22 protein-coding genes are annotated in these 19,238 nt (G+C 63.2%); 11 read left to right on the top strand and 11 right to left on the bottom strand.

All coding sequences use genetic code 11. From position 1 onward, the window contains the following. Nucleotides 1-22 precede the first annotated feature (22 nt). The 4 genes from KFF05_08925 to folK all read right to left on the bottom strand — a co-directional run bounded on the left by KFF05_08925 (nucleotide 23) and on the right by folK (nucleotide 4,130). A complete protein-coding gene (locus tag KFF05_08925) occupies nucleotides 23-778 on the bottom strand; it encodes a pyridoxine 5'-phosphate synthase (GenBank protein ID UTW53439.1) in 756 nt (251 codons plus the stop codon). Between the two features lie 22 nt (nucleotides 779-800). Further along, complete coding sequence (locus tag KFF05_08920) at nucleotides 801-2,963, bottom strand: bifunctional (p)ppGpp synthetase/guanosine-3',5'-bis(diphosphate) 3'-pyrophosphohydrolase (protein UTW53438.1); 2,163 nt, start codon at nucleotides 2,961-2,963, stop codon at nucleotides 801-803. 104 nt (nucleotides 2,964-3,067) lie between these two features. Further along, the gene (locus KFF05_08915; GenBank protein ID UTW53437.1) at nucleotides 3,068-3,487 is read right to left on the bottom strand and encodes a DNA-directed RNA polymerase subunit omega; all 420 of its coding nucleotides are present in this window, start codon (nucleotides 3,485-3,487) and stop codon (nucleotides 3,068-3,070) included. A 103-nt stretch (nucleotides 3,488-3,590) separates the two neighbouring features. Continuing rightward, nucleotides 3,591-4,130, bottom strand: coding sequence for a 2-amino-4-hydroxy-6-hydroxymethyldihydropteridine diphosphokinase (folK, locus tag KFF05_08910; GenBank protein ID UTW53644.1), 540 nt, complete (start codon nucleotides 4,128-4,130; stop codon nucleotides 3,591-3,593). Between the two features lie 125 nt (nucleotides 4,131-4,255). On the opposite strand from folK, the gene KFF05_08905 reads away from it, so the two are divergent. The 3 genes from KFF05_08905 (at nucleotide 4,256) to KFF05_08895 (ending at nucleotide 5,840) form a co-directional block, all read left to right on the top strand. Further along, nucleotides 4,256-4,882 (top strand): NYN domain-containing protein, encoded by a 627-nt coding sequence (locus KFF05_08905; protein ID UTW53436.1) that lies wholly within the window; start codon nucleotides 4,256-4,258, stop codon nucleotides 4,880-4,882. 5 nt (nucleotides 4,883-4,887) lie between these two features. Beyond that, nucleotides 4,888-5,532, top strand: coding sequence for a uracil-DNA glycosylase (locus tag KFF05_08900; protein UTW53435.1), 645 nt, complete (start codon nucleotides 4,888-4,890; stop codon nucleotides 5,530-5,532). Nucleotides 5,533-5,639: 107 nt separating this feature from the next. Beyond that, nucleotides 5,640-5,840 carry a DUF4169 family protein gene (locus tag KFF05_08895; protein ID UTW53434.1) on the top strand — a complete coding sequence of 67 codons (201 nt, stop codon included), beginning with the start codon at nucleotides 5,640-5,642 and terminating at the stop codon, nucleotides 5,838-5,840. Between the two features lie 14 nt (nucleotides 5,841-5,854). Here KFF05_08895 and KFF05_08890 read toward each other — a convergent pair whose 3' ends face one another. After that, nucleotides 5,855-6,085: a DUF4170 domain-containing protein gene (locus KFF05_08890; protein UTW53433.1), complete on the bottom strand. Its 231-nt coding sequence runs from the start codon at nucleotides 6,083-6,085 to the stop codon at nucleotides 5,855-5,857. Nucleotides 6,086-6,312: 227 nt separating this feature from the next. Here KFF05_08890 and KFF05_08885 point away from each other — a divergent pair, with 227 nt between their 5' ends. Then, nucleotides 6,313-7,011, top strand: coding sequence for a glutathione S-transferase N-terminal domain-containing protein (locus KFF05_08885; protein UTW53432.1), 699 nt, complete (start codon nucleotides 6,313-6,315; stop codon nucleotides 7,009-7,011). Between the two features lie 183 nt (nucleotides 7,012-7,194). After that, nucleotides 7,195-8,502, top strand: a complete 1,308-nt coding sequence (locus KFF05_08880) for a ferredoxin reductase family protein (protein UTW53431.1) — start codon at nucleotides 7,195-7,197, stop codon at nucleotides 8,500-8,502. Nucleotides 8,503-8,605: 103 nt separating this feature from the next. Here KFF05_08880 and KFF05_08875 read toward each other — a convergent pair whose 3' ends face one another. The 3 genes from KFF05_08875 to KFF05_08865 all read right to left on the bottom strand — a co-directional run bounded on the left by KFF05_08875 (nucleotide 8,606) and on the right by KFF05_08865 (nucleotide 10,745). Next, the gene (locus tag KFF05_08875) at nucleotides 8,606-9,280 is read right to left on the bottom strand and encodes a sulfite oxidase-like oxidoreductase (GenBank protein UTW53643.1); all 675 of its coding nucleotides are present in this window, start codon (nucleotides 9,278-9,280) and stop codon (nucleotides 8,606-8,608) included. A 77-nt stretch (nucleotides 9,281-9,357) separates the two neighbouring features. Then, nucleotides 9,358-9,837 (bottom strand): SsrA-binding protein SmpB, encoded by a 480-nt coding sequence (gene smpB, locus KFF05_08870; GenBank protein ID UTW53430.1) that lies wholly within the window; start codon nucleotides 9,835-9,837, stop codon nucleotides 9,358-9,360. 32 nt (nucleotides 9,838-9,869) lie between these two features. Beyond that, nucleotides 9,870-10,745: a 4-hydroxy-tetrahydrodipicolinate synthase gene (locus KFF05_08865; GenBank protein UTW53429.1), complete on the bottom strand. Its 876-nt coding sequence runs from the start codon at nucleotides 10,743-10,745 to the stop codon at nucleotides 9,870-9,872. Between the two features lie 235 nt (nucleotides 10,746-10,980). Between KFF05_08865 and KFF05_08860 the strand changes: the two genes are divergently transcribed. From KFF05_08860 to KFF05_08845, 4 genes are all read left to right on the top strand, one after another. Next, nucleotides 10,981-12,966, top strand: coding sequence for a lytic transglycosylase domain-containing protein (locus KFF05_08860; protein UTW53428.1), 1,986 nt, complete (start codon nucleotides 10,981-10,983; stop codon nucleotides 12,964-12,966). A 151-nt stretch (nucleotides 12,967-13,117) separates the two neighbouring features. Continuing rightward, the gene (locus KFF05_08855) at nucleotides 13,118-13,807 is read left to right on the top strand and encodes a haloacid dehalogenase type II (GenBank protein ID UTW53427.1); all 690 of its coding nucleotides are present in this window, start codon (nucleotides 13,118-13,120) and stop codon (nucleotides 13,805-13,807) included. Between the two features lie 6 nt (nucleotides 13,808-13,813). Then, on the top strand, nucleotides 13,814-14,683 hold the full coding sequence (locus tag KFF05_08850; GenBank protein ID UTW53426.1) for an alpha/beta hydrolase: 870 nt from the start codon (nucleotides 13,814-13,816) through the stop codon (nucleotides 14,681-14,683). Then, nucleotides 14,661-15,665, top strand: coding sequence for a threonine/serine dehydratase (locus KFF05_08845; protein ID UTW53425.1), 1,005 nt, complete (start codon nucleotides 14,661-14,663; stop codon nucleotides 15,663-15,665). The genes KFF05_08850 and KFF05_08845 overlap by 23 nt, the downstream gene beginning before the upstream one ends. A gap of 44 nt (nucleotides 15,666-15,709) precedes the next feature. Here the strand turns inward: KFF05_08845 and KFF05_08840 are convergent, their stop codons facing one another. Then, nucleotides 15,710-16,105 (bottom strand): polymer-forming cytoskeletal protein, encoded by a 396-nt coding sequence (locus tag KFF05_08840; protein ID UTW53424.1) that lies wholly within the window; start codon nucleotides 16,103-16,105, stop codon nucleotides 15,710-15,712. A 34-nt stretch (nucleotides 16,106-16,139) separates the two neighbouring features. Continuing rightward, nucleotides 16,140-17,465, bottom strand: a complete 1,326-nt coding sequence (locus KFF05_08835; GenBank protein ID UTW53423.1) for a peptidoglycan DD-metalloendopeptidase family protein — start codon at nucleotides 17,463-17,465, stop codon at nucleotides 16,140-16,142. 371 nt (nucleotides 17,466-17,836) lie between these two features. On the opposite strand from KFF05_08835, the gene KFF05_08830 reads away from it, so the two are divergent. Both KFF05_08830 and KFF05_08825 read left to right on the top strand, forming a co-directional pair. Then, a complete protein-coding gene (locus tag KFF05_08830) occupies nucleotides 17,837-18,292 on the top strand; it encodes a phosphatidylglycerophosphatase A (GenBank protein UTW53642.1) in 456 nt (151 codons plus the stop codon). Beyond that, nucleotides 18,289-18,777, top strand: a complete 489-nt coding sequence (locus tag KFF05_08825) for a CinA family protein (GenBank protein UTW53422.1) — start codon at nucleotides 18,289-18,291, stop codon at nucleotides 18,775-18,777. Before KFF05_08830 ends, KFF05_08825 begins: the two co-directional genes overlap by 4 nt. Here KFF05_08825 and KFF05_08820 read toward each other — a convergent pair. Further along, nucleotides 18,761-19,237, bottom strand: a complete 477-nt coding sequence (locus KFF05_08820) for a type II toxin-antitoxin system RatA family toxin (GenBank protein UTW53421.1) — start codon at nucleotides 19,235-19,237, stop codon at nucleotides 18,761-18,763. The genes KFF05_08825 and KFF05_08820 overlap by 17 nt on opposite strands. Between the last annotated feature and the right edge of the window lies 1 nt (nucleotide 19,238).

Raw genomic sequence — 19,238 nt, 5'->3', positions numbered from 1 at the left:
GTCTGCGGGCGTTCCTGCGGGGTCACGCGGAGCGTTCGCCCAGGGCCTCGGCCCGGGCCTGGTCCATCAGGGCGCGCATGCGCTTGATGGCGCTTTCCAGGCCGCCGAAAATCGCCTCGCCGATCAGGAAATGACCGATGTTCAGCTCAGCGATGGTGGCGATCGCGGCCACCGGCCCGACCGTATCGAAGGTCAAGCCATGCCCGGCATGGCATTCCAGACCGATCGCCTCGGCATGGGCGGCAGCGTCCTTGACGCGCTGCAACTGCGCCGCCTGGGTGGCCGGCCCGGCGTCGCAATAGGCGCCGGTGTGAAGTTCGACCACGGGGGCGCCCAGGGCCTTGGCGGCGTCCAATTGCACGGGGTCAGGTTCGATGAACAGGGAAACGCGGATGCCGGCGGCGTTCAGGGCGTCGACATAGGGCTTCAGGGATCCCATGCCCCCGGCGGCGTCCAGGCCGCCTTCGGTCGTCCGTTCCTCGCGTTTTTCCGGCACGATGCAGGCGGCGTGCGGCTTATGGCGCAGGGCGATGGCCAGCATTTCCTCCGTCGCCGCCATCTCGAAGTTGAGCGGCAGGTCGATCTGCGCCACAAGCCGCGCCATGTCGTCGTCGGAGATATGGCGCCGGTCTTCGCGCAGGTGGGCGGTGATGCCGTCGGCCCCGGCCTGGGCGGCGGCGCGGGCCGCGCGCACGGGGTCGGGATGGCCGCCGCCGCGGGCGTTGCGGATGGTCGCCACGTGGTCGATGTTGACGCCGAGCCTGAGATATCCGGTCATCGTCTTCAAATCCTTGCCTGCCCTAGCCTTTCGCGCGTTCGACCGAATTGACGGCGGGCGACGCGCGCAGCGCCGCGATGATGTCGGTCAGGTGCTTGACGTCGCGCACCTCGACATCGATCAGCATGTCGAAGAAATCGGTCGAACGGTTGATGATCTTGAGGTTGGAGATATTGCCGTCGTTCTTGGCGATCATGGTCGACAGATCGCCGAGCGAGCCCGGTGCGTTGGCGACGGTGACATGGACGCGGCCGACATGCAGATCATGCTGCGCCTCGCCCCGATCCCAGGCCAGATCGAGCCAGCGTTCCGGCTCGTCGCCATAGCCTTCCAGGGTGTCACAGTCGATGGTGTGCACGGTGACACCCCGCCCCGTGGTCACGATGCCGACAATGCGGTCGCCCGGCAGCGGATGGCAGCAGCCGGCGAAATGCATGGCCATGCCGGGGATCAGGCCCTGGATGGGGACGCCGCCGCCCTCCCCCTTGTCCTTGCCGCGCTTGCGGCTGCGGGCCTCGGCCAGCGGCACGACGATGTCGTCGCCGTCTTTGTTCTTGCGCTTGGCCCGGGGATAGACGGCTTCCAAAACCTCACGGCCGCTCTGATTGCCCATGCCGACGGCGACATAGAGATCGTCGACCGTCGCCAGGGTCAGCTTCTTCAGGGCCGCGTTTAACCCTTTTTCCGTAAGCTCGTAGTCTGCTTCCTTGAAGCTGCGCTGCAGGATGGAGCGGCCGAGCTTTTCGTATTCTTCTCGCTCCTGCAGGCGGACGAAGCGGCGAATGCGCGCCCGCGCCTTGCCGGTCACGACGAAGCGTTCCCATGTCGGGTTAGGCGTCTGCGCCTTGGACGTCACGATTTCGACCTGATCGCCGTTTCGAAGCTCCGTGCGCAGCGGCATCATCTTGCCGTTGATCTTCGCACCGACGCAGTGGTCACCGACCTCGGAGTGAACCGCGTAGGCGAAATCGACGGTGGTCGCCCCCCTCGGCAGGTTGATCAGGTCGCCGCGCGGCGTGAAGCAGAACACCTGGTCCTGGAACATCTCCATCTTGGAGTGTTCCAACACTTCCTCGGGGTCCGAGGCATGTTCCAGAATGTCGAGCAGTTCGCGCAGCCAGCGGTACTGGGTGCCGTCCTTGGCCGGCCCGCCCTGCTTGTAATTCCAATGAGCAGCGACACCCAGTTCGGCGACGTCGTGCATCACCCTGGTGCGGATTTGCAACTCGATGCGCTGCTGGTGCGGACCGAACACGCCGGTATGAAGCGACTGGTAACCGTTCGGCTTTGGCATGGAGATGTAATCTTTGAACCGCCCCGGCACGACCCGATAGGCGTTATGCGCCACGCCAAGCGCCTTGTAGCAATCCTCGATGCTGTTCACGGTGATGCGGAAGGCCATGATGTCCGACAGTTGCTCGAACCCCACGTCGTGCTTCTGCATCTTGCGCCAGATTGAATAAGGCGACTTCTCGCGGCCGTTGACCTCGGCCTCGATACCATTCTCCGACAGGGTTTCCGACAGTTCACCGATGATTTTGGGCACCAGTTCCCCGCCCTGCTCGCGCAGGGTGTCCAGGCGTTTGACCACGGCGCGGCGCGCTTCCGGGTTGATTTCAGCGAAGGCCAGATCCTCAAGCTCCGTCTTGATTTCCTGCATCCCGATGCGTTCCGCCAATGGCGCATAGATGTCCATGGTTTCCATGGCGATGCGGCGGCGCTTTTCATCGCTTTTGATGTAATGCAAGGTCCGCATGTTGTGCAGGCGGTCGGCCAGCTTGACCAGCAGAACGCGAATGTCCTCGGACATCGCCAGCACCAGCTTGCGGAAGTTTTCCGCCTGCTTGGCCCGGTCCGACTGGAATTCGATGCGGGTCAGCTTGGTCACGCCGTCAACCAGCTGCGCGACCTCGTTGCCGAAGTGGGAGCGGATATCCTCCAGCGTCGCCACCGTATCCTCGATGGTGTCGTGCAGCAGGGCCGTCTCGATGGTGGCGCTGTCGACCCGGTAGGAAGTGAGAATCCCCGCGACCTCGATGGGGTGCGAGAAATACGGATCGCCCGAGGCACGCTTTTGCGAGCCATGCGCCTTCATGGCAAACACGTAGGCGCCATTGATCCCGACCTCGTCCGCGTTGGGATCGTAGGCCTTTACCCGTTCAACAAGTTCGAACTGGCGGATCACGAAGGGGGCGCCTTATTCAGTCAATAACAGGACGCCGCCCTCAGATTGCCGGAACACGCGGCACCGCCACGGTTCCGGTCGGGAATGTGTCATGGACGAGGACTTTAGTCCTCCAGCCCAATCTCCGCATCCTTGAAAACGACGTCTGCCCCCATCGTAGCAGGGTCCGCGCCGTCGTCCACTTCCAAAGTATCGTCGCCATCATCGTCGTCAGACGCGCCGGCGGTCGCATCCATAGCGGACAACTGCATGGCTTCCGGAACCGCGGGATCAAGATCCTCGATGGATTCCTCCATCTGCACGTATTTCTGCATGCCCTTGATCAGGGATTCTTCGAGTTCCGGCAACGTCACGGCTTCCTCGGCGATTTCACGCAGAGCCACGACCGGGTTTTTGTCGTTGTCGCGATCGACGGCCAGCGGAGCCCCGGCCGAAATGTGGCGAGCACGCTGCGCGGCGAGCATGACCAGCTCAAAGCGATTGGGAATTTTTTGGACGCAATCTTCGACCGTAACGCGGGCCATGCGGAACCTCCGGGGTCGGAATGTCAGGAATATGGGTCGCCAATCATTGGCAAGGCTGTGGGTTATATGCTCAGGCGCTCGGATTTTCAAGCCTTTCGGCGAATTATTCGGAGGCCTGCCATTCCGTTCCCAGATAACCGCCGGCATCGGTCAAGGGGCGGATTTCCTGATCTGCCGGCAGGTCGGCGCAAAGGGCTTCAATCGTGCGGCCCAGTAATGGATGGCGCCAGCCGGGGGCCACGTCGCGGATCGGCAGCAAGGCGAAGGCGCGGGTATGGAGGCGCGGATGCGGCACCTCCAGGTCGCCCGTCAACACCCGGTCGCCGAAGGTCAAAAGGTCGAGGTCCAGAATGCGCGCGGCGTTGCGTTCGCTGCGCTGGCGGCCGAACCGGGTTTCGATGTCCAGCAAGACCGCCATCAGGGCATCCGGAGTCAGGTCCGTGGCCACGGCGACGGCGCCGTTGACGAACCAAGGTTGATCGGAAATCGGCACGGGGGCGGTTTCATACCATCCGGCACGGGCCGTGATTTCGACCCGGGGATGTTGTGAAAGAACCTGCAATGCCGCACCGCAGGTGGCGCGCGGCGGCCCGAATTCCGCGGTCGGCAGGTTGCCGCCGACACCAATAACGACGGGCCCGATCACGCCGAAATCCCCGGGCCGGCGGGCGTTGAATCCTTGTGCTTGGGGGGAATGGGGCTTAAGTGTTTCATTATTGGTATTGTGTAAAAAATTAACGTTGTGATTTCACCAAGGGATTGATGGTAATGAATTTTTATCCTGAAGAGCGCGTGGCCCTATTCATTGACGGCTCTAATCTTTACGCCGCCGCCCGGGCTCTCAACTTCGATATCGACTACAAGCGCCTGTTGGCCGTTTTCTCCGGAAAATGCCGCTTGGTGCGGGCCTTCTACTACACGGCCATGGTCGAGGACCAGGAGTATTCACCGATCCGCCCCCTCGTCGATTGGCTGGACTACAACGGCTACACCATGGTCACCAAGCCGACCAAGGAATTCACGGATTCTGCCGGCCGGCGCAAGATCAAGGGCAACATGGACATCGAACTGGCCATCGATGTGATGGAAATGGCCGACAAGCTTGACCATATCGTGCTGTTTTCCGGCGACGGCGACTTTCGCCGGCTGGTCGATGCCGTGCAGCGCAAGGGATGCCGGGTCAGCGTCGTGTCCACCGTGCGCTCGCAGCCGCCCATGGTCGCTGATGAACTGCGCCGCCAGGCCGATATCTTCATCGAGCTGCAAAGCCTGCAAGCGGCCATTCAGCGCGCAGGCGGTCCGTCCAACAACGTCATGCCCGATGACGACGATGACGATTATGATGACGACGATTACGATGATGACGAGGGCGAGGCCGAGGTCGAAGTCGTCTAAGCCGCATGCCCGCCGCGTTCCAGAACCCGCCCCGCGACTGTGCGAAATGTCCCAGATTGGCCGAATTTCGCGCCGATAACCGCGCCGCCTTTCCTGATTGGCACAATGCCCCCGTCCCCGCTTTCGGGCCGCTTGATGCGGGGCTTCTGATTGTCGGGCTGGCCCCCGGGCTGCGCGGCGCCAACCGCACGGCGCGGCCGTTCACCGGGGATTATGCCGGTGACCTGTTGTATCCCACGCTGGGCGAATTCGGCTGGACCGAAGGGACCTATGGCGCCGTGCCGGACGATGGGCTGCGCCTTAAGGGGTGCCGTATCACCAATGCCGTGCGTTGCGTGCCGCCGGAAAACAAACCGACGGGGGCCGAATGCAAGGCCTGCCGTCCTTTTCTTGCGGATGAAATCGCGGCCATGCCCAACCTGCGGGTGATCCTGGCCCTGGGCGGTGTCGCCCATGCCAACGTGCTGTCGACACTGGACGAACGGAAAAAGGATTTCCCCTTCGGCCACGGCAACAGCCATGCCCTGACATCCGGCCGGCGGCTGATCGACAGCTATCATTGCTCGCGCTACAACACCAACACCGGCCGCCTGACCCCGGACATGTTCCGCGATGTGTTCACCGCCATCGCGGCCCTGATGGCGGCCTGACCCGTCATTCATCCCCCCGGAACAAGGGCTTGGCGGCAAGCGGTTGTTCGGGTTATCGTTTTTTATGGCGCCCGTCTGAGACGCGCCGGTGCGAACGGAGAGACGAGATGGCCGCGGAGATCGTCAACTTACGTCAATACCGCAAGGAAAAGCAGCGCCAGGAGCGCGAACGGACCGCGGAACAAAACCGGGTCCGATTCGGCCGTGACAAGGCACAGCGGCGGGAAGACGAGACGGACCGCCGACGCAGCGAACAAGACCTTGACGGTAAGCAGATCGACCCCGAAAGCGACAAGCCCGCGAGCTGACCACCCCAACCAACCTAGTGGTTGTGGGCTTCTTCCGGTTCCAGCAGCCGATGCAGGTGCACGATAACGTACTTCATGTTGGCGTCGTCCACATGGGACTGTGACGCGCCGCGCCAGGCCGTCAAAGCCTTGGCATAGCTGGGATAGATGCCGACGACCTCCAGATTATCCGGATCGACGAAATCCTGGCCCTGGGGGTCGGTTACCTTGCCCCCGAAAACGAGATGCAGAAGCGCATTCGACATATTCAGTCCCTTTTCCGTTCTTTTGACTGCCTCTGGACGTTTCCTCACGGATTGTTCATCCGCGGACCAACTGTTGTTCCGGCGCATTCACTGGCGGCCGGCGGAATTTCCCCTAAACTAGGGCCAATCCCGCGGACGGGCAATACACCCAAGGTCCAGTCCCGCCGGCCCGTGTTCATGGGCCGGTTTCCGCGGCCACCGAAACCTTTGAAAGGTCTGCAACGACAATGATCGATCTCTATTCCTGGCCCACGCCCAATGGGCACAAGGTCCATATCATGCTCGAGGAAACCGGGCTGGCGTACAACGTGCACCCCATCAACATCCAAAAGGGCGACCAGTTCCAGCCCGAGTTCCTGAAAATCTCGCCCAACAACCGCATCCCGGCGATCGTCGACCAGGACGGCCCCGGCGGAAAGCCCTACTCCCTGTTCGAAAGCGGCGCCATTCTGATCTATCTGGCCGAGAAAACCGGCAAATTCCTGCCGACCGACCCCACGGCCAAATACGACACCCTGCAATGGCTGATGTGGCAGATGGGCGGCATCGGCCCGATGTTCGGCCAGGCTCACCATTTCCGTGGCTATGCACCGGTGGAAATCCCCTACGCCGTCGATCGATACACCAAGGAAGCCGGGCGCCTGTACGGCATTCTCGACAAGCGTTTGGGGGAATCCGCCTACCTTGCCGGTCCCGACTACACGATCGCTGATATCGCAACCTTCCCCTGGACCCGCTCCATCGACCGCCAGGGCCATTCTCTCGATGATTTCCCCAACGTGAAGCGCTGGTCCGCCGAAATCAATGCACGGCCGGGCGTCGCCAAGGGCGTGACGGTGCTGGAAGCCGCGCGCGGGGAGCGCAAGCCGCTCTCCGACGAGGAACGGGCGGTGATGTTCGGGGACAAACAGTTCGCAAAACGGTAAGATCATCGGCACAGGCCGGATCGCCATCGGTCCGTCACCGTCAGGGCGCAAGCTATTGAGCATCTGACGGTGACGGGCGGACGGCAACGCCAGGAGGGGACTCGTATAAGCGCGATAGACGATCCGTCATCGACCGCCCATTCGACCCCGGCGGGGGTTTCCCCCCTCCTCCGGGCCGCTGCCTTGATCGCCCTGTATGTCAGTCTGCTCGTGCTGCCGGTCGTGGCGGCTTGGCTCCAGGGTCTGCCACCGCGAACGTGGCGGGACGATCTGTCGTCGGGTCTCGCCATGTGCGCCTTCGCAGGCATTCTGACCGAATTCGTGCTGTCCGGCCGGTTCCGCGTGATTTCAGGCCACCTCGGGATCGATACGACGATGCGGGTCCATCAGCTCATGGCCCGCACGCTGACGGTCTTCGTGCTGATCCACCCGATGCTCTACGTCACTCGGGGCCCCGCTTATTCCATGCCCTGGGATACGACGCGCCAGCTGAGCCTCGATTTTAGCCTGGTCGCGGTGCTGACCGGGCTCGTCGCCTGGGTGGCCTTGCTCGCCCTTGTCCTTTCCGGGATATTCCGCAACAAGCAAAGCGCCAGCTACGAATCCTGGCGGGCATCCCACGGCCTGTGCGCGGCAATCGTCGCCGTGTTCGGAACACTGCATACGCTGGAAGCCGGGCGATACAGCGAGCATCCTTTTCTCAGGTGGTTCTGGCTGGCGATGCTCGCGGTGGCCCTCCTGGCGCTGGTCTGGATCTATTTTCTGAAACCGCTGTGGCAGGCGCGTCATCCCTACGCCGTCCGCTCAGTACGCAAGATCGGTGACCGCACCTGGGCGCTCACCATCGCTCCGCTCCGGGGCAAGGCCCTCGCCTTCGACGCCGGGCAATTCGTCTGGCTCAACGTCGGGCACAGCCCGTTCTCGTTGCACGAGAACCCGTTCTCGATCGCCTCCGCGCCGAGTACGCGCGACCGGTTGAGTTTCGTCATCAAGGAGGTCGGCGATTTCACCCGCAGCCTCGGGAACCTCGCACCCGGAACCCCCGCCTTCGTCGACGGTCCGCACGGCAACATGACGCTTGGCGGCCATGCTGCCGCTGGGATCGCGCTCTATGCCGGCGGCGTCGGCATCGCGCCGATCCTCTCGATTCTGCGCGAGCTCCAGGCCCGGGGCGATCGGCGCCCCTTGGTTCTGCTGTTCGGCAACCGGGTCGAGGATCAGATCGTCTATCGGGACGAATTGGACGCGATGACGCGGGTTCTCGACCTCAAGGTCACGCATTTCCTCTCAGAGCCGCCCACCGGATGGACCGGCGAGACCGGCATGATCGACGCATCAGCCCTCGACAAGGCGTTCGACGGCCGCGACGCGGCCTCCTGGCTGCACGTGATATGCGGCCCGCTGCCGATGATCGAGATGATCGAGGCTACACTCCTGGATCGCGGCGTCCCCGACGGGCAGATCATTTCCGAGCGATTCTATTACGACTGAGGCCCCGATGACCCAACGCCGCCGCATCCTGCTGACCGTCCTGGCCCTGAGCCTCGGCATCCTTTTGGTGTCGGTCGCATTTTCCCTGCGCTAGGGACGCTTCTCACCCATACCGCTGCTGTTTCCAGGGATCGCCCAGATTGTGATAGCCGCGGGTTTCCCAATAGCCCGGAGCGTCCTTTTCCAGGAAGGTGATCTGGCGCAGCCATTTGGCGCTTTTCCAGAAATACAGGCTGGGCACCACGGCCCGCGCCGGGCCGCCGTGGTCACGCGGCAGCGGCGCCCCGCCCCAGGAATGGGCGATCAGGGAGTCGTCCGCCAGGAAATGGTCGAGCGGCAGGTTGGTGGTATAGCCGTCGTGGCTGTGCAGCACGGCGAAGGCCGCATTGTCGCGCAGGCTCGCCGCCTCGGCCAGGGTCCGGACGGCGACGCCGCCCCAGCGGTTGTCGTATTTCGACCAGGACGTGACACAATGAATGTCCGTGGTCAGATCGACCTGCGGCAGGGCCAGGAACTGGGCCCAGGACAAGGTCAGGGGCCGCTCAACCGTCCCCAACACCTTCATTTCCCATTGATCGGTCGGCACCAGGGGCCGGTGGCCCAAATCCAGAATCGGCCAGTCCTTGGCAAGATGCTGGCCCGGCGGCAGGCGCCCGCCGCCGTCCAATCGGCCCGTGGGCAGGCGCTTGTCCCGCGCCCATTGTTCCTTGGTCTGGGTCAGCTTGCTTTCCGGCGGCGGCGCGGTTAGCGGTGCGTCCTTTTCCGCCTGGGCCTTCATGTCGCCCAACAGCGAGCCGTCGCGCCCGGCGAACAGGTCTTTGAAGCGGTCGTCGTCACCACCGCCCGACATTGGGGTTATCCCTTATCGCGCATCAGACGCGCTTTTTGCCGGCCCCAGTCACGGGCCTTGGTGGTTTCGCGCTTATCGTACTGGTGCTTGCCTTCGGCCAGGGCCAGTTGAACCTTGGCCAGGCCGCGTTTGTTGAAATAGATCGCGAGCGGCACCAGGGCCATGCCCTTGCGGTTGACGGCGCCGGACAGGCGCGCGATCTCGCGCCGGTGCAGCAGCATCTTGCGCTTGCGCTTGGGCTCGTGATTGTTGGGGCCAGCCTGTTCATACCGGGGAATGTCGGCGTTGTAGAGGTACAGTTCGCCGTCCTCGTCCGCCGCATAGGCATCGACCAGGGAGCCCCGGCCCAGGCGCAGGGATTTGACCTCGGTCCCGGTCAGCATCAAGCCGGCCTCGACATCCTCAAGGATGAAGTAGTTGTGCCGCGCCTTGCGGTTCTGGGCCACCACGTTGCCGGGCGGACCCTTTTTCTTTTTCGTGGCCATGGTAAGGGACTTTCACGCGCTCAGGGGCGCGGTCAGTTCAGCAGCCCGGCGGCGGTCATGGCATCGCGAACTCGGGCCTTGCTCGTCTCGGCGATCTCGCAGATCGGCAGACGGGTTTCCGCCGAACACTTGCCGAGCAGCGACGCCGCGTACTTGACCGGCCCGGGGCTGGTTTCACAGAACAGGGCGTTGTGTACGGGCGTCAGGCGGTCCTGCAGCTCCATCACCTTGGCCATGTCCCCTTCCCGCCAGGCGCGCTGCATGTCGGCGCACATTCGGGGGGCGATATTGGCCGTCACGGAAATGCAGCCGTGACCGCCCGCCGCCATGAACGGGATCGCGGTGCCGTCCTCGCCGGACATCTGGCAGAAATCCTTCTTGATCGCGAGACGTGTGTTGATGGGCCGCGCCAGGTCCTGGGTCGCGTCCTTGACGCCGACGATGTTCGGCAGTTCCGCCAGCCGCGCCATGGTGGCGACGGACATGTCGACGATGGACCGTCCGGGAATGTTGTAGATGATGATCGGCAAGCCGCCTTCGTCATGGATGGTCTTGTAATGCAGATACAGACCTTCCTGGGTCGGCTTGTTGTAGTAGGGCGTGACGACCAGCGCCGCATCGGCCCCGGCGGCCTTGGCGTGCTTGGTCAGTTCGATCGCTTCCTTGGTCGAGTTCGATCCCGCGCCGGCGATCACGGGCACGCGGCCGTCAGCGGCCTCGATGCACCATTCTGTGACCTTCATATGCTCTTCATGGCTGAGGGTCGGCGACTCGCCGGTCGTGCCGCAGGGCACCAAGCCATCGGTGCCTTCGGAGATCTGCCAATCAACGAAGTTCTTGAAGGCCGATTCGTCCACCGCTCCATCCTTGAAGGGGGTAATCAGCGCAGGGAAAGAGCCCTTGAACATCGTTCACTCCTTAGTCTCGTGCGGGCCTCGGGATTGTGCGGACCATAGCCCTGACCGGCTTCCTCGGCAAGCATGGACCGCCGCCAGGTGGACCGTGTTTCTGCCACGATTGCACCGCTTGTTGCCAGCCCCCCGAAATCGTATCATCGCGTCCATGATGCGGCAGATTGCCACGCAATCCGTGATCAGGCCGCCAAAACGAGGGGGCCTAGCGCCATCGGGGGTATTCCGGTGGGTGTGTGCCTTTTGCGTCCTTGTCGGGCTGACCATTGGCGCCCAGGCAGGGCCGAAGGCCGGCAGTGCGCCCGAGCCCGTCAATTCCCGCGACCTCGCCATCATGACCAAGGCCTTCAAGGCCATGGACCAGGGCAAGTGGTCCGAGGTCAAATCCTTGGAATCCAAAACCAAGGATCCCCTCGCCCGCAAATTGATTCAATGGGGGCGGCTGTCGTCCTACAGCGGCCCGGCGGAATTCGACGAATTATCGGCCTTCCTCTACAACAATCCGCAATGGCCCCGGTCCTGGCGCATCAACGCCAAGGCCGAGGCACGCCTGTCGGCGACGGAGGCCGACGATGTGGTTCTGGCCTGGTTCACGGGGCGGCAACCGGTCACGGCCCTGGGCAAGGCACGCTATGCGGTGGCGTTGCTCAACCGTGGCGACAAGAAGGACGAAGACCGGGCCACCGCCATGCTGCGCGATGCCTGGATCAACGGTGATTTCTCCAAGGCCGACGAAAAGCACTTCATGGGCCGCCACGGCAAGCGTCTCCGCACATCGGATCATATCGCCCGCCTTGACCGCCTGTTGTGGGAGGGCCGTTATTGGGCCGTGCGCCGCCATTTATGGCGCGTGCCCAAGGCCTACCAGAAGCTCGGTCTGGCGCGTATTTCCCTGCGCCGCCAGATGGGCAATGTGGATGCCCTGGTCGCCAAGGTGCCGGATAACCTGCAACGTGACCCGGGCCTGATTTATGAGCGGTTGCGCTGGCGACGCAAGAAAGGCAAGGAATCGGCCCTTGATCTCGTCCGCTACCTGCCGGGCGATCAGCCCCATCCGGAACTGTGGTGGGAGGAACGCTCAACCCTGGTGCGCCGGTCACTGCGCAAAGGGTTCATCACCGACGCCTACCGCATCGCCCGCAACCACGGGCTCAGCGAAGGGGCTGATTATGCCGAGGCCGAATGGCTGGCCGGTTGGGTCGCCCTGCGCTTTTTGAACGAACCCAAGGTAGCGCTTCAACATTTCCAGCGCATGTACGCCCGGGTCAATTATCCCGTATCCCTGTCGCGGGGCGCCTATTGGATCGCGCGCAGCTTCGACGACCTAAATCAGCCGCAGCGGGCCATCGAATGGTTTGCCCGTGCCGCCCACCATCCGACGACCTATTACGGGCAACTGTCTATGGCCCGTGTCGACCCGGCGGCTGTCCTGCGCCTGCCGCCTGACCCGGAACCGGATGCGGATCTGGTCCGACAGTTCCAGTCCCATGAATTGACCCGCGCGTTCCGCGCCCTATCCGCCGCCGGCGCCGATTATGCGCTGCGCGCCGTGCTGGAAACCCTGCTGGACCGGGCCGACGAAAATCCGGGCTGGCGCGTGCTGACCGCCGATCTGGCGGCGGAGGCCGAACGCCGCGACCTTGCCGTGCGGGTCGCCAAACAATCGCTCCGCGATGGGCTGATGCTGGCCACTCACGGTTATCCCGCGATCACCCTGCCCCGCCTCCCGACGAAATGGAACCTGCCGCCCTTGGAAGCCGCCCTGGTGCTGGGCATGATCCGCCAGGAAAGCGCCTTTCGCGGCAATGCCGTCAGCCGTGCCAGCGCCCAAGGCCTGATGCAGTTGATGCCGGCCACGGCCAAGGTGGTGGCAAAGCGGCAGGGTCTGCCGTTCTCGCGCGCCCGCCTGATCACGGATGCCGGCTATAACCTGACCCTGGGCCAGACCTATCTGGCCGGTCTGATCACCGAATTCGACGGCTCCTACGTGCTGTCGGTGGCCGGATACAACGCCGGGCCGCACCGGGTGCGGCGCTGGCTCAAGGAATATGGCGACCCCAGGCAGAAGGACGTGGACGTCATCGACTGGGTCGAGATGATTCCCTTCGACGAAACCCGCGATTACGTCCAACGGGTGATGGAGAATTTGCATGTCTACCGTTCGCGCCTTTCGGGCACGGAAGTCGCCTTTGCCCCACACGCCGATCTGTCGCGCTGAGCCGTAGACCCGGGAAATCCGAATCAGTCATCCATTCACCGGATAGTGACCCGCAATCAAGCCGCCTGTTGTTGACCCTCTTTTCGGCGCCGCCCATAACGGCAAGGCCATTCAGCGATCATCAGGCATGGAAATGGGGAGAATTTGAGACATGGCGCACGACCAATTGACGGATATCGGGGCCTGCGTGTTCGACGCTTACGGCACCCTGTTCGACGTCGCCGCGGCAGCAGCCCATTGCAAGGACGACCTGGGCGACAAGATGGCGCCGCTGGCCACCCTGTGGCGGGACAAACAGCTGTCCTATTCCTGGCTGCGTTCGCTCATGGGTGAGTATGTGGAATTCTGGCAGGTCACCCAGGACGGTCTCGATTACTCCCTGGCGGCCCTCGGCCTCGACGGCGATCCGGTCTTGCGTCAGAAACTGCTCGACCTCTATTTCAAGCTCGACGCCTATGCCGAGGTGAAGGGCGTTCTGACCGCCTTGAAGGCCGCCGGCCTGAAGACGACGATCCTGTCCAACGGCTCACCCGACATGCTGGCGGCGGCCGTTGCCAACGCCGATATCGGTTCCGTTCTGGACGACGTCCAGTCGGTTGCCGACGTGGGCATCTTCAAGCCCCATCCCAGCGTCTATCAAATGTCTGTCGACCGCCTGGGTGTCGAGGCCGGGCGCATCTGCTTCATGTCGTCCAATGCCTGGGACGCGGCGGCGGCGGCGAATTTCGGGTTCCGGGTGGTCTGGGTCAACCGGTTCAAGCAGCCGCCGGAACGCCTGCCGGGCAAGATCATCACGCAGCTCGACAATCTGAGCGGCCTGCCCGACCTGCTCGGCCTGTAATCTCGCATGACGGATGCGGGCTTTACCGAACACCGGTTCACGGCCCGCGACGGGCTTGAACTCTATTACCGCGACTATGCGCCTGCCCGGAACGGCCCGGACCATCGCCCGGCCGTGCTGTGCCTGCCGGGATTGACCCGCAATTCCAAGGATTTCCATCAGCCGGCCCTGCGCCTGAAAGACCTGGGCTGGCGCGTGATCTGCCCGGACATGCGCGGACGCGGGCGCTCCCCCCATGATCCGGACCCGGCCAACTACCGGGTGGAAACCTATCTGGACGACATGCGCAACCTGCTGGCCGTGCTGGGCCTGCACCGGGTGGTGGTGATCGGCACCTCCATGGGTGGGATCATGGCGATGGCCATGGCCGCCGCCATGCCGACGATGCTGGCCGGGGTGGTGCTGAACGACGTCGGTGCGGTGGTGCTGGCCGACCCCCTGAAACCGATCATCGACAGCATGCGGGGGCGCGGCAGCTTCGCGACCTGGGATCAGGCCGTGTTCGCCCTGCGCCACGGGTTTCCCGACCTTCCCGCCGACACGGACGCGGAATGGATGGACCTGGCGCAGGCCACCTTCATCGAGGGACCCGACGGCCGCATCCACCGCGACTGGGACTTGGATATCGTCAAGCCGCTGCTTGCCCTGCCGCCCGGCGGCACGGACCTGTGGCCCTATTTTCGCGCCCTCAAACGGGTGCCGACGGGGGTTGTTCGGGGGGCGAAGTCGGATATTCTGAGCGCCAAAATTCTGACTGCGATGATCCATGATCGTCCCGGGCTGATTCATGCCACGGTGCCGAACGTGGGCCACCCGCCCAACCTTCGCGAACAACCATCCAAGGAAGTCATCGATGCCGTCCTCGCCCGCGTCTGAAGTGCTGACATTTGCCGATATCGAAAGCGCCGCCCAGGTTCTGAAAGGCATCGCCGTCGTCACCCCGGTGCTGGAAAGCCCGCTGCTCAACGCGGCGCTGGGCTTTCGCCTGCGCGTCAAGGCGGAGCCGCTGCAGATCACCGGATCGTTCAAGTTCCGCGGCGCCTATAACGCCATTTCCCGCATTCCCCAAGACAGGCGCGACGCCGGCGTGGTCGCCTTTTCCTCGGGCAACCATGCCCAGGGCGTGGCGGCGGCGGCCTCCATGCTGGGCCTGCCGTCGGTCATCCTGATGCCCAAGGACGCCCCCAAGACCAAGGTCGAATTAACCAAGGCCTGGGGTGCGGAGGTCGTGACCTTCGACCGCTTCACGGAAAGCCGCGAGGAATTGGGCGCCAAGCTGCGCGAAGAACGCGGTGCCATCCTGATCAAACCTTATGACGATCCGCTGATCATGGCCGGTCAGGGCACGCTGGCGGCCGAGGCCGTGCGGACCTGCGCCGCCGAGGGCTGGACGCCCGATATCTTCATCAGCCCCTGCGGCGGCGGCGGGCTGATCGCCGGCTGTTCGACTTCGGTGCGGGCCCTGTCGCCGGACACGGCCGTCTATTCGGCTGAACCGGCGGGCTTCGATGATACGGCGCGGTCCCTTGCCGCGAACAAGCGCCTCGCCAACGATCCGGCCGCGCGCTCCATCTGCGACGCGCTGCTGGCGCCGGAACCGGGGGAACTGACCTTCACCGTCAATTCCGAACGCCTGACCAGCGGGCTTTGCGTCACCGATGATGAGGCGATGACCGCCATGGCTGTCGCCTTCAAGTATCTGAAATTGGTGGTGGAACCGGGGGGCGCCGTGGCCTTGGCCGCCGCGATCACCGGCAAGGTCGACTGCAAGGGCAAGAACGTGCTGGTTGTCTGTTCCGGCGGCAATGCGGACGCGGACATTTACGCGGAAGCCCTCAAGCGGCCCCTGCCGTTCTAAAAACGAAATAAGTGCGGTCGGGTCCCGACGCCGTTTTCGATGCCTTATTCGGCGGCGGCGGGGGTAGTCTTGGGCGTGGACGCGGAGGCGATGGTCTGCCGGACGGCATCGACATCCTTCTTTTCGACCAGGCGCTTGCAGTGACCTTCCAGGAAGGCCCCGTTTTCGATCGCCAGATCTTCGTGAAGAATGTCGCCGATGACGCGCGCCGAGCGCGCCAGAGTCACGGACCGGGCCTTGATCTGGCCATTGATGGTGCCGTGGACTTGCACCCGATCTGCGACGATTTCGCCCTTGATGTTGGCGGTTTCGCCAACAAGCAGGCTTTTTGTGCGGATATCGCCGTCGATGGTGCCGTCGATTTGGATTTCACCTTCCGAGCTCAGGTCCCCGATGATGCGAAGGTCGGCCGAAATAATTGACGGGCCGGCCGATTTCACCGTGGGCTGTTGGCCGCTTTGGCTGCTCGTACCCTTACTTGTCTTTGAAAACATACTTTCCTGCCCTGATGAACTTGAGCGGGTTCAACGGCTTGTTGTTGAACACCACCTCGTAATGGAGGTGTGGCCCCGTGCTTCGGCCCGTACTACCCAGAAGTCCAATCTTCTCATGAAACTTCACTTCTTGGCCAACCTTAACGAGAACCTTGCTGAGATGCGCGAACCGGGTTTTCAGCCCCAGCCCGTGGTCGATCTCGATCAGGCGGCCGTAACGTCCCTTCCAGCCGGCGAAGGTCACCTTGCCCGCGGCCGTCGAATAAACCGGGGATTTCACCGGACCGCCCAGGTCGACACCGTAATGGGCGGACCAGCGGTTGGTCATGGGATCCTTGCGCTTACCGAAGCTAGAGGTGATGTAATAGGACGTCAGGGGGGCTGCGAGCGGTACGCGGGCAATGGATTCCTGAAGGGATTCAAGGCGGTTCAAATTACGGTCCAGGTTGGCCAACTCAAGCTTCAGGTCACCGGCCGGCAGACCGTCGGGTTCGACCGGAATGAACGGGCCACCAACACCTGACTTGTCTTCTTCGGTGATGCCGAGCAGCCGGTCCGGCTCCAACCCAGTCAGTTCGATGACCTTTTCCAGGCCGGCGATCTGGTCACCGGCGCGCTCGTTCATGCGCTGGACGACCTCGCCTTCCGTTTCCTGAAGTTCCTTCAGGCGCGAGGTCAGCTCATCGACCCGGTTGCGCATGCGCGATGAATCGTTCTGCGCCTTGTTGCGCTCGGTCATGATCAGGTGCAGGTCGCTTTCGACCGCGTTCAGGTTGTCCTTCAGCGCGAAATTGCGGCCTGACAGAGACGTCATTTCATTCTCAAGCGTGGCCAATTGTTCCTTCAGGCGCTCGCGGGCGCTGATCACCTGCTGACGCTCGGCAGCGGTGATTTCCAGCTTGCGGGATACGGAACTCAGGTTGCGCTGCAGGGCGGCGTTCTTTTCCACCAGCCCCAGCATGAGGGAATGGTTTTCCTCAAGATCCTTGGTGATCGAGGCGAACTTGCGCTGGTACTCGGCAACTTCGTTGAGCAACGAACGATAGGCCAGGCGCGCGCCGGCAATCTCATCGTCCTTGGCCTGCAGGACCTGGTCGTGCATCAGGAAGCTGACGGAGGTGAAGGTGCTCCACGACAGCGCCACGGCGACGACGCCGGACATCACGATCTGCAGGGGTTGGGAAACTTTGAAGTAGGACACCCGCCCTTCGGTGCGCACCACGAACTGGCGTTCCGGGAACAGCCGATCGATAAGCGCCCGCAAGTGCTTAACGGCATTCGTTTCGAAGGCTCCCCGTCTAATCATTCCCCCGTATTCCTTCCCTCGTGCGTGGTCATTCCGGTCCCAGTTCGGCGCCGCCCGGCACTTGGCTTTCCCGCCTGAGCCGGGTAGACAGTCTTTGTTGTTTTTGGGCCGCCTTCAGGCCCCCATCGGCCCCGGAAGCGATATGCCTGTGTCGAAGGTATAGGGAAGGTCTAAGGCGTTCAAGTCTACATTTCCGCACGGCCATGAACACTCCGCAAAAGTGTTGAATTTCCGGCCTTTCCAAACGGTTCAAGGCGGTTACGGCACCTCGTCGACGGGGTCCGAAAAGGAGCATCAGATTGACCGAAAACACCACGTCCGGGGCCGCGCCAACCCCCGGCCGGGAGCGTCCCCCGGCCCACAATCCCGCGATGATCATCGCCACATGGTTCGGCTGCGGATTGTCGCCGAAGGCGCCGGGAACCGTCGGCTCCCTGGGCGCCCTGCCCGTCGCCTGGGCGATCTTGTTCTATTTGGGGTGGCCCTGGCTGGCCGTCGCGGCGGTTGCAGCGACGGTGATCGGTATTCTCGCCACGGCGGTGGTGCTCAGGCGCTCCACCGTCAAAGATCCGTCCTTCGTGGTGATCGATGAGGTCGCGGGGCAATGGATCGCCCTGCTGCCGGCTGGCCTGGACCCCGTACTGTTCATTGCCGGTTTCTTGGCCTTCCGCCTGTTCGACATCTGGAAACCCTGGCCCGTCAGCTGGGCCGACCGTGCGGTTCCGGGCGCGCTTGGCGTGATGCTGGATGATCTGATCGCCGGAGGCTTTGCGGCGGTCGTGGTCTACGGATTAGGATATGCGATGGCCGGAGGAACCCAACCATGACCGATGCCGTGATAGACGATCTGGCGCGCCATGTGATCGAAACCTATGCAGCCGGGGGCCTGACCCTGGGCACCGCCGAAAGCTGCACGGGCGGTCTGATCGCCGGCGCCCTGACCGGCATCTCGGGGTCATCGGCGGTGGTTGATCGGGGCTTCGTCACCTATTCCAACGACGCCAAGATGGACCTGCTGGACGTCAACGCCCGGACATTGCGCGACCATGGTGCGGTGTCCGAAGAGACGGCCCGCGCCATGGCCTGGGGCGTGTTGACCCATGCCCCCGTCGACTGCGCCGTCGCCGTCACCGGCGTCGCCGGGCCAACCGGCGGTTCCAAGGACAAGCCTGTCGGCCTCGTCCACTTCGGCGCGGCGCGCCATGGCCGCAAGATCATTCACGAACGCCATGTGTTCGACGGCGACCGGGTGGCGGTGCGGGCAGCGACCGTGAAACGAGCGTTGGAACTGCTGCTCAGCCTTGCTGGCTGACCGCGCCGTTGGGTGTCGGCACGCCGCCGTACAGATCCTCGGCGCGGCTTTCGAAGGCGTTGACCATCTTGGTCACGGCCTCGTTGAATACCACCGAGATTGCTGATTGCAGCAGTTTGGAGCGGAATTCGAAGTCCACGTAGAAGTCGATTTCGCAGCCCTGCCCGTTCTCAGCCGGTGCGAATATCCAATGGTTTTTCAGATACTTGAATGGACCGTCCGAGTAAGCGACGTCGATCCGCTTGGCCTCCCAGTCAAGCGTCACGCGGGAGGTGAAGCGTTCGCGGAAGATCTTGAAGCCGATCACCATGTCGGCGACGAGAAGCGTATCCGAGCGTTCGCGAATGCGGGTCGCCTGACACCAGGGCAGGAATTCCGGGTAGCGGCCGACGTCGGCAACCAGATCAAACATCTGATCGGCCCGGTAGGGCATCGGTCGGATTTCCGCATGGGTGGGCATG

It is taken from the genome of bacterium SCSIO 12827 (assembly GCA_024397995.1).
GTDB lineage: Bacteria > Pseudomonadota > Alphaproteobacteria > Rhodospirillales > Casp-alpha2 > UBA1479.
Note: the sequence above shows the minus strand (reverse complement) of the source record. Positions and strands in the feature narration are given on the sequence as shown.

Excerpts from the sequence above, each read along its gene's own strand:
- KFF05_08925 (UTW53439.1), bottom strand. The coding sequence starts at position 778 with ATGACCGGATATCTCAGGCTCGGCGTCAACATCGACCACGTGGCGACC.
- KFF05_08915 (UTW53437.1), bottom strand. The coding sequence starts at position 3,487 with ATGGCCCGCGTTACGGTCGAAGATTGCGTCCAAAAAATTCCCAATCGC.
- KFF05_08905 (UTW53436.1), top strand. The coding sequence starts at position 4,256 with ATGAATTTTTATCCTGAAGAGCGCGTGGCCCTATTCATTGACGGCTCT.
- KFF05_08900 (UTW53435.1), top strand. The coding sequence starts at position 4,888 with ATGCCCGCCGCGTTCCAGAACCCGCCCCGCGACTGTGCGAAATGTCCC.
- KFF05_08895 (UTW53434.1), top strand. The coding sequence starts at position 5,640 with ATGGCCGCGGAGATCGTCAACTTACGTCAATACCGCAAGGAAAAGCAG.
- KFF05_08890 (UTW53433.1), bottom strand. The coding sequence starts at position 6,085 with ATGTCGAATGCGCTTCTGCATCTCGTTTTCGGGGGCAAGGTAACCGAC.
- KFF05_08885 (UTW53432.1), top strand. The coding sequence starts at position 6,313 with ATGATCGATCTCTATTCCTGGCCCACGCCCAATGGGCACAAGGTCCAT.
- KFF05_08875 (UTW53643.1), bottom strand. The coding sequence starts at position 9,280 with ATGAAGGCCCAGGCGGAAAAGGACGCACCGCTAACCGCGCCGCCGCCG.
- smpB (UTW53430.1), bottom strand. The coding sequence starts at position 9,837 with ATGGCCACGAAAAAGAAAAAGGGTCCGCCCGGCAACGTGGTGGCCCAG.
- KFF05_08865 (UTW53429.1), bottom strand. The coding sequence starts at position 10,745 with ATGTTCAAGGGCTCTTTCCCTGCGCTGATTACCCCCTTCAAGGATGGA.
- KFF05_08855 (UTW53427.1), top strand. The coding sequence starts at position 13,118 with ATGGCGCACGACCAATTGACGGATATCGGGGCCTGCGTGTTCGACGCT.
- KFF05_08850 (UTW53426.1), top strand. The coding sequence starts at position 13,814 with ATGACGGATGCGGGCTTTACCGAACACCGGTTCACGGCCCGCGACGGG.
- KFF05_08845 (UTW53425.1), top strand. The coding sequence starts at position 14,661 with ATGCCGTCCTCGCCCGCGTCTGAAGTGCTGACATTTGCCGATATCGAA.
- KFF05_08835 (UTW53423.1), bottom strand. The coding sequence starts at position 17,465 with ATGATTAGACGGGGAGCCTTCGAAACGAATGCCGTTAAGCACTTGCGG.
- KFF05_08830 (UTW53642.1), top strand. The coding sequence starts at position 17,837 with ATGATCATCGCCACATGGTTCGGCTGCGGATTGTCGCCGAAGGCGCCG.
- KFF05_08825 (UTW53422.1), top strand. The coding sequence starts at position 18,289 with ATGACCGATGCCGTGATAGACGATCTGGCGCGCCATGTGATCGAAACC.
- KFF05_08820 (UTW53421.1), bottom strand. The coding sequence starts at position 19,237 with ATGCCCACCCATGCGGAAATCCGACCGATGCCCTACCGGGCCGATCAG.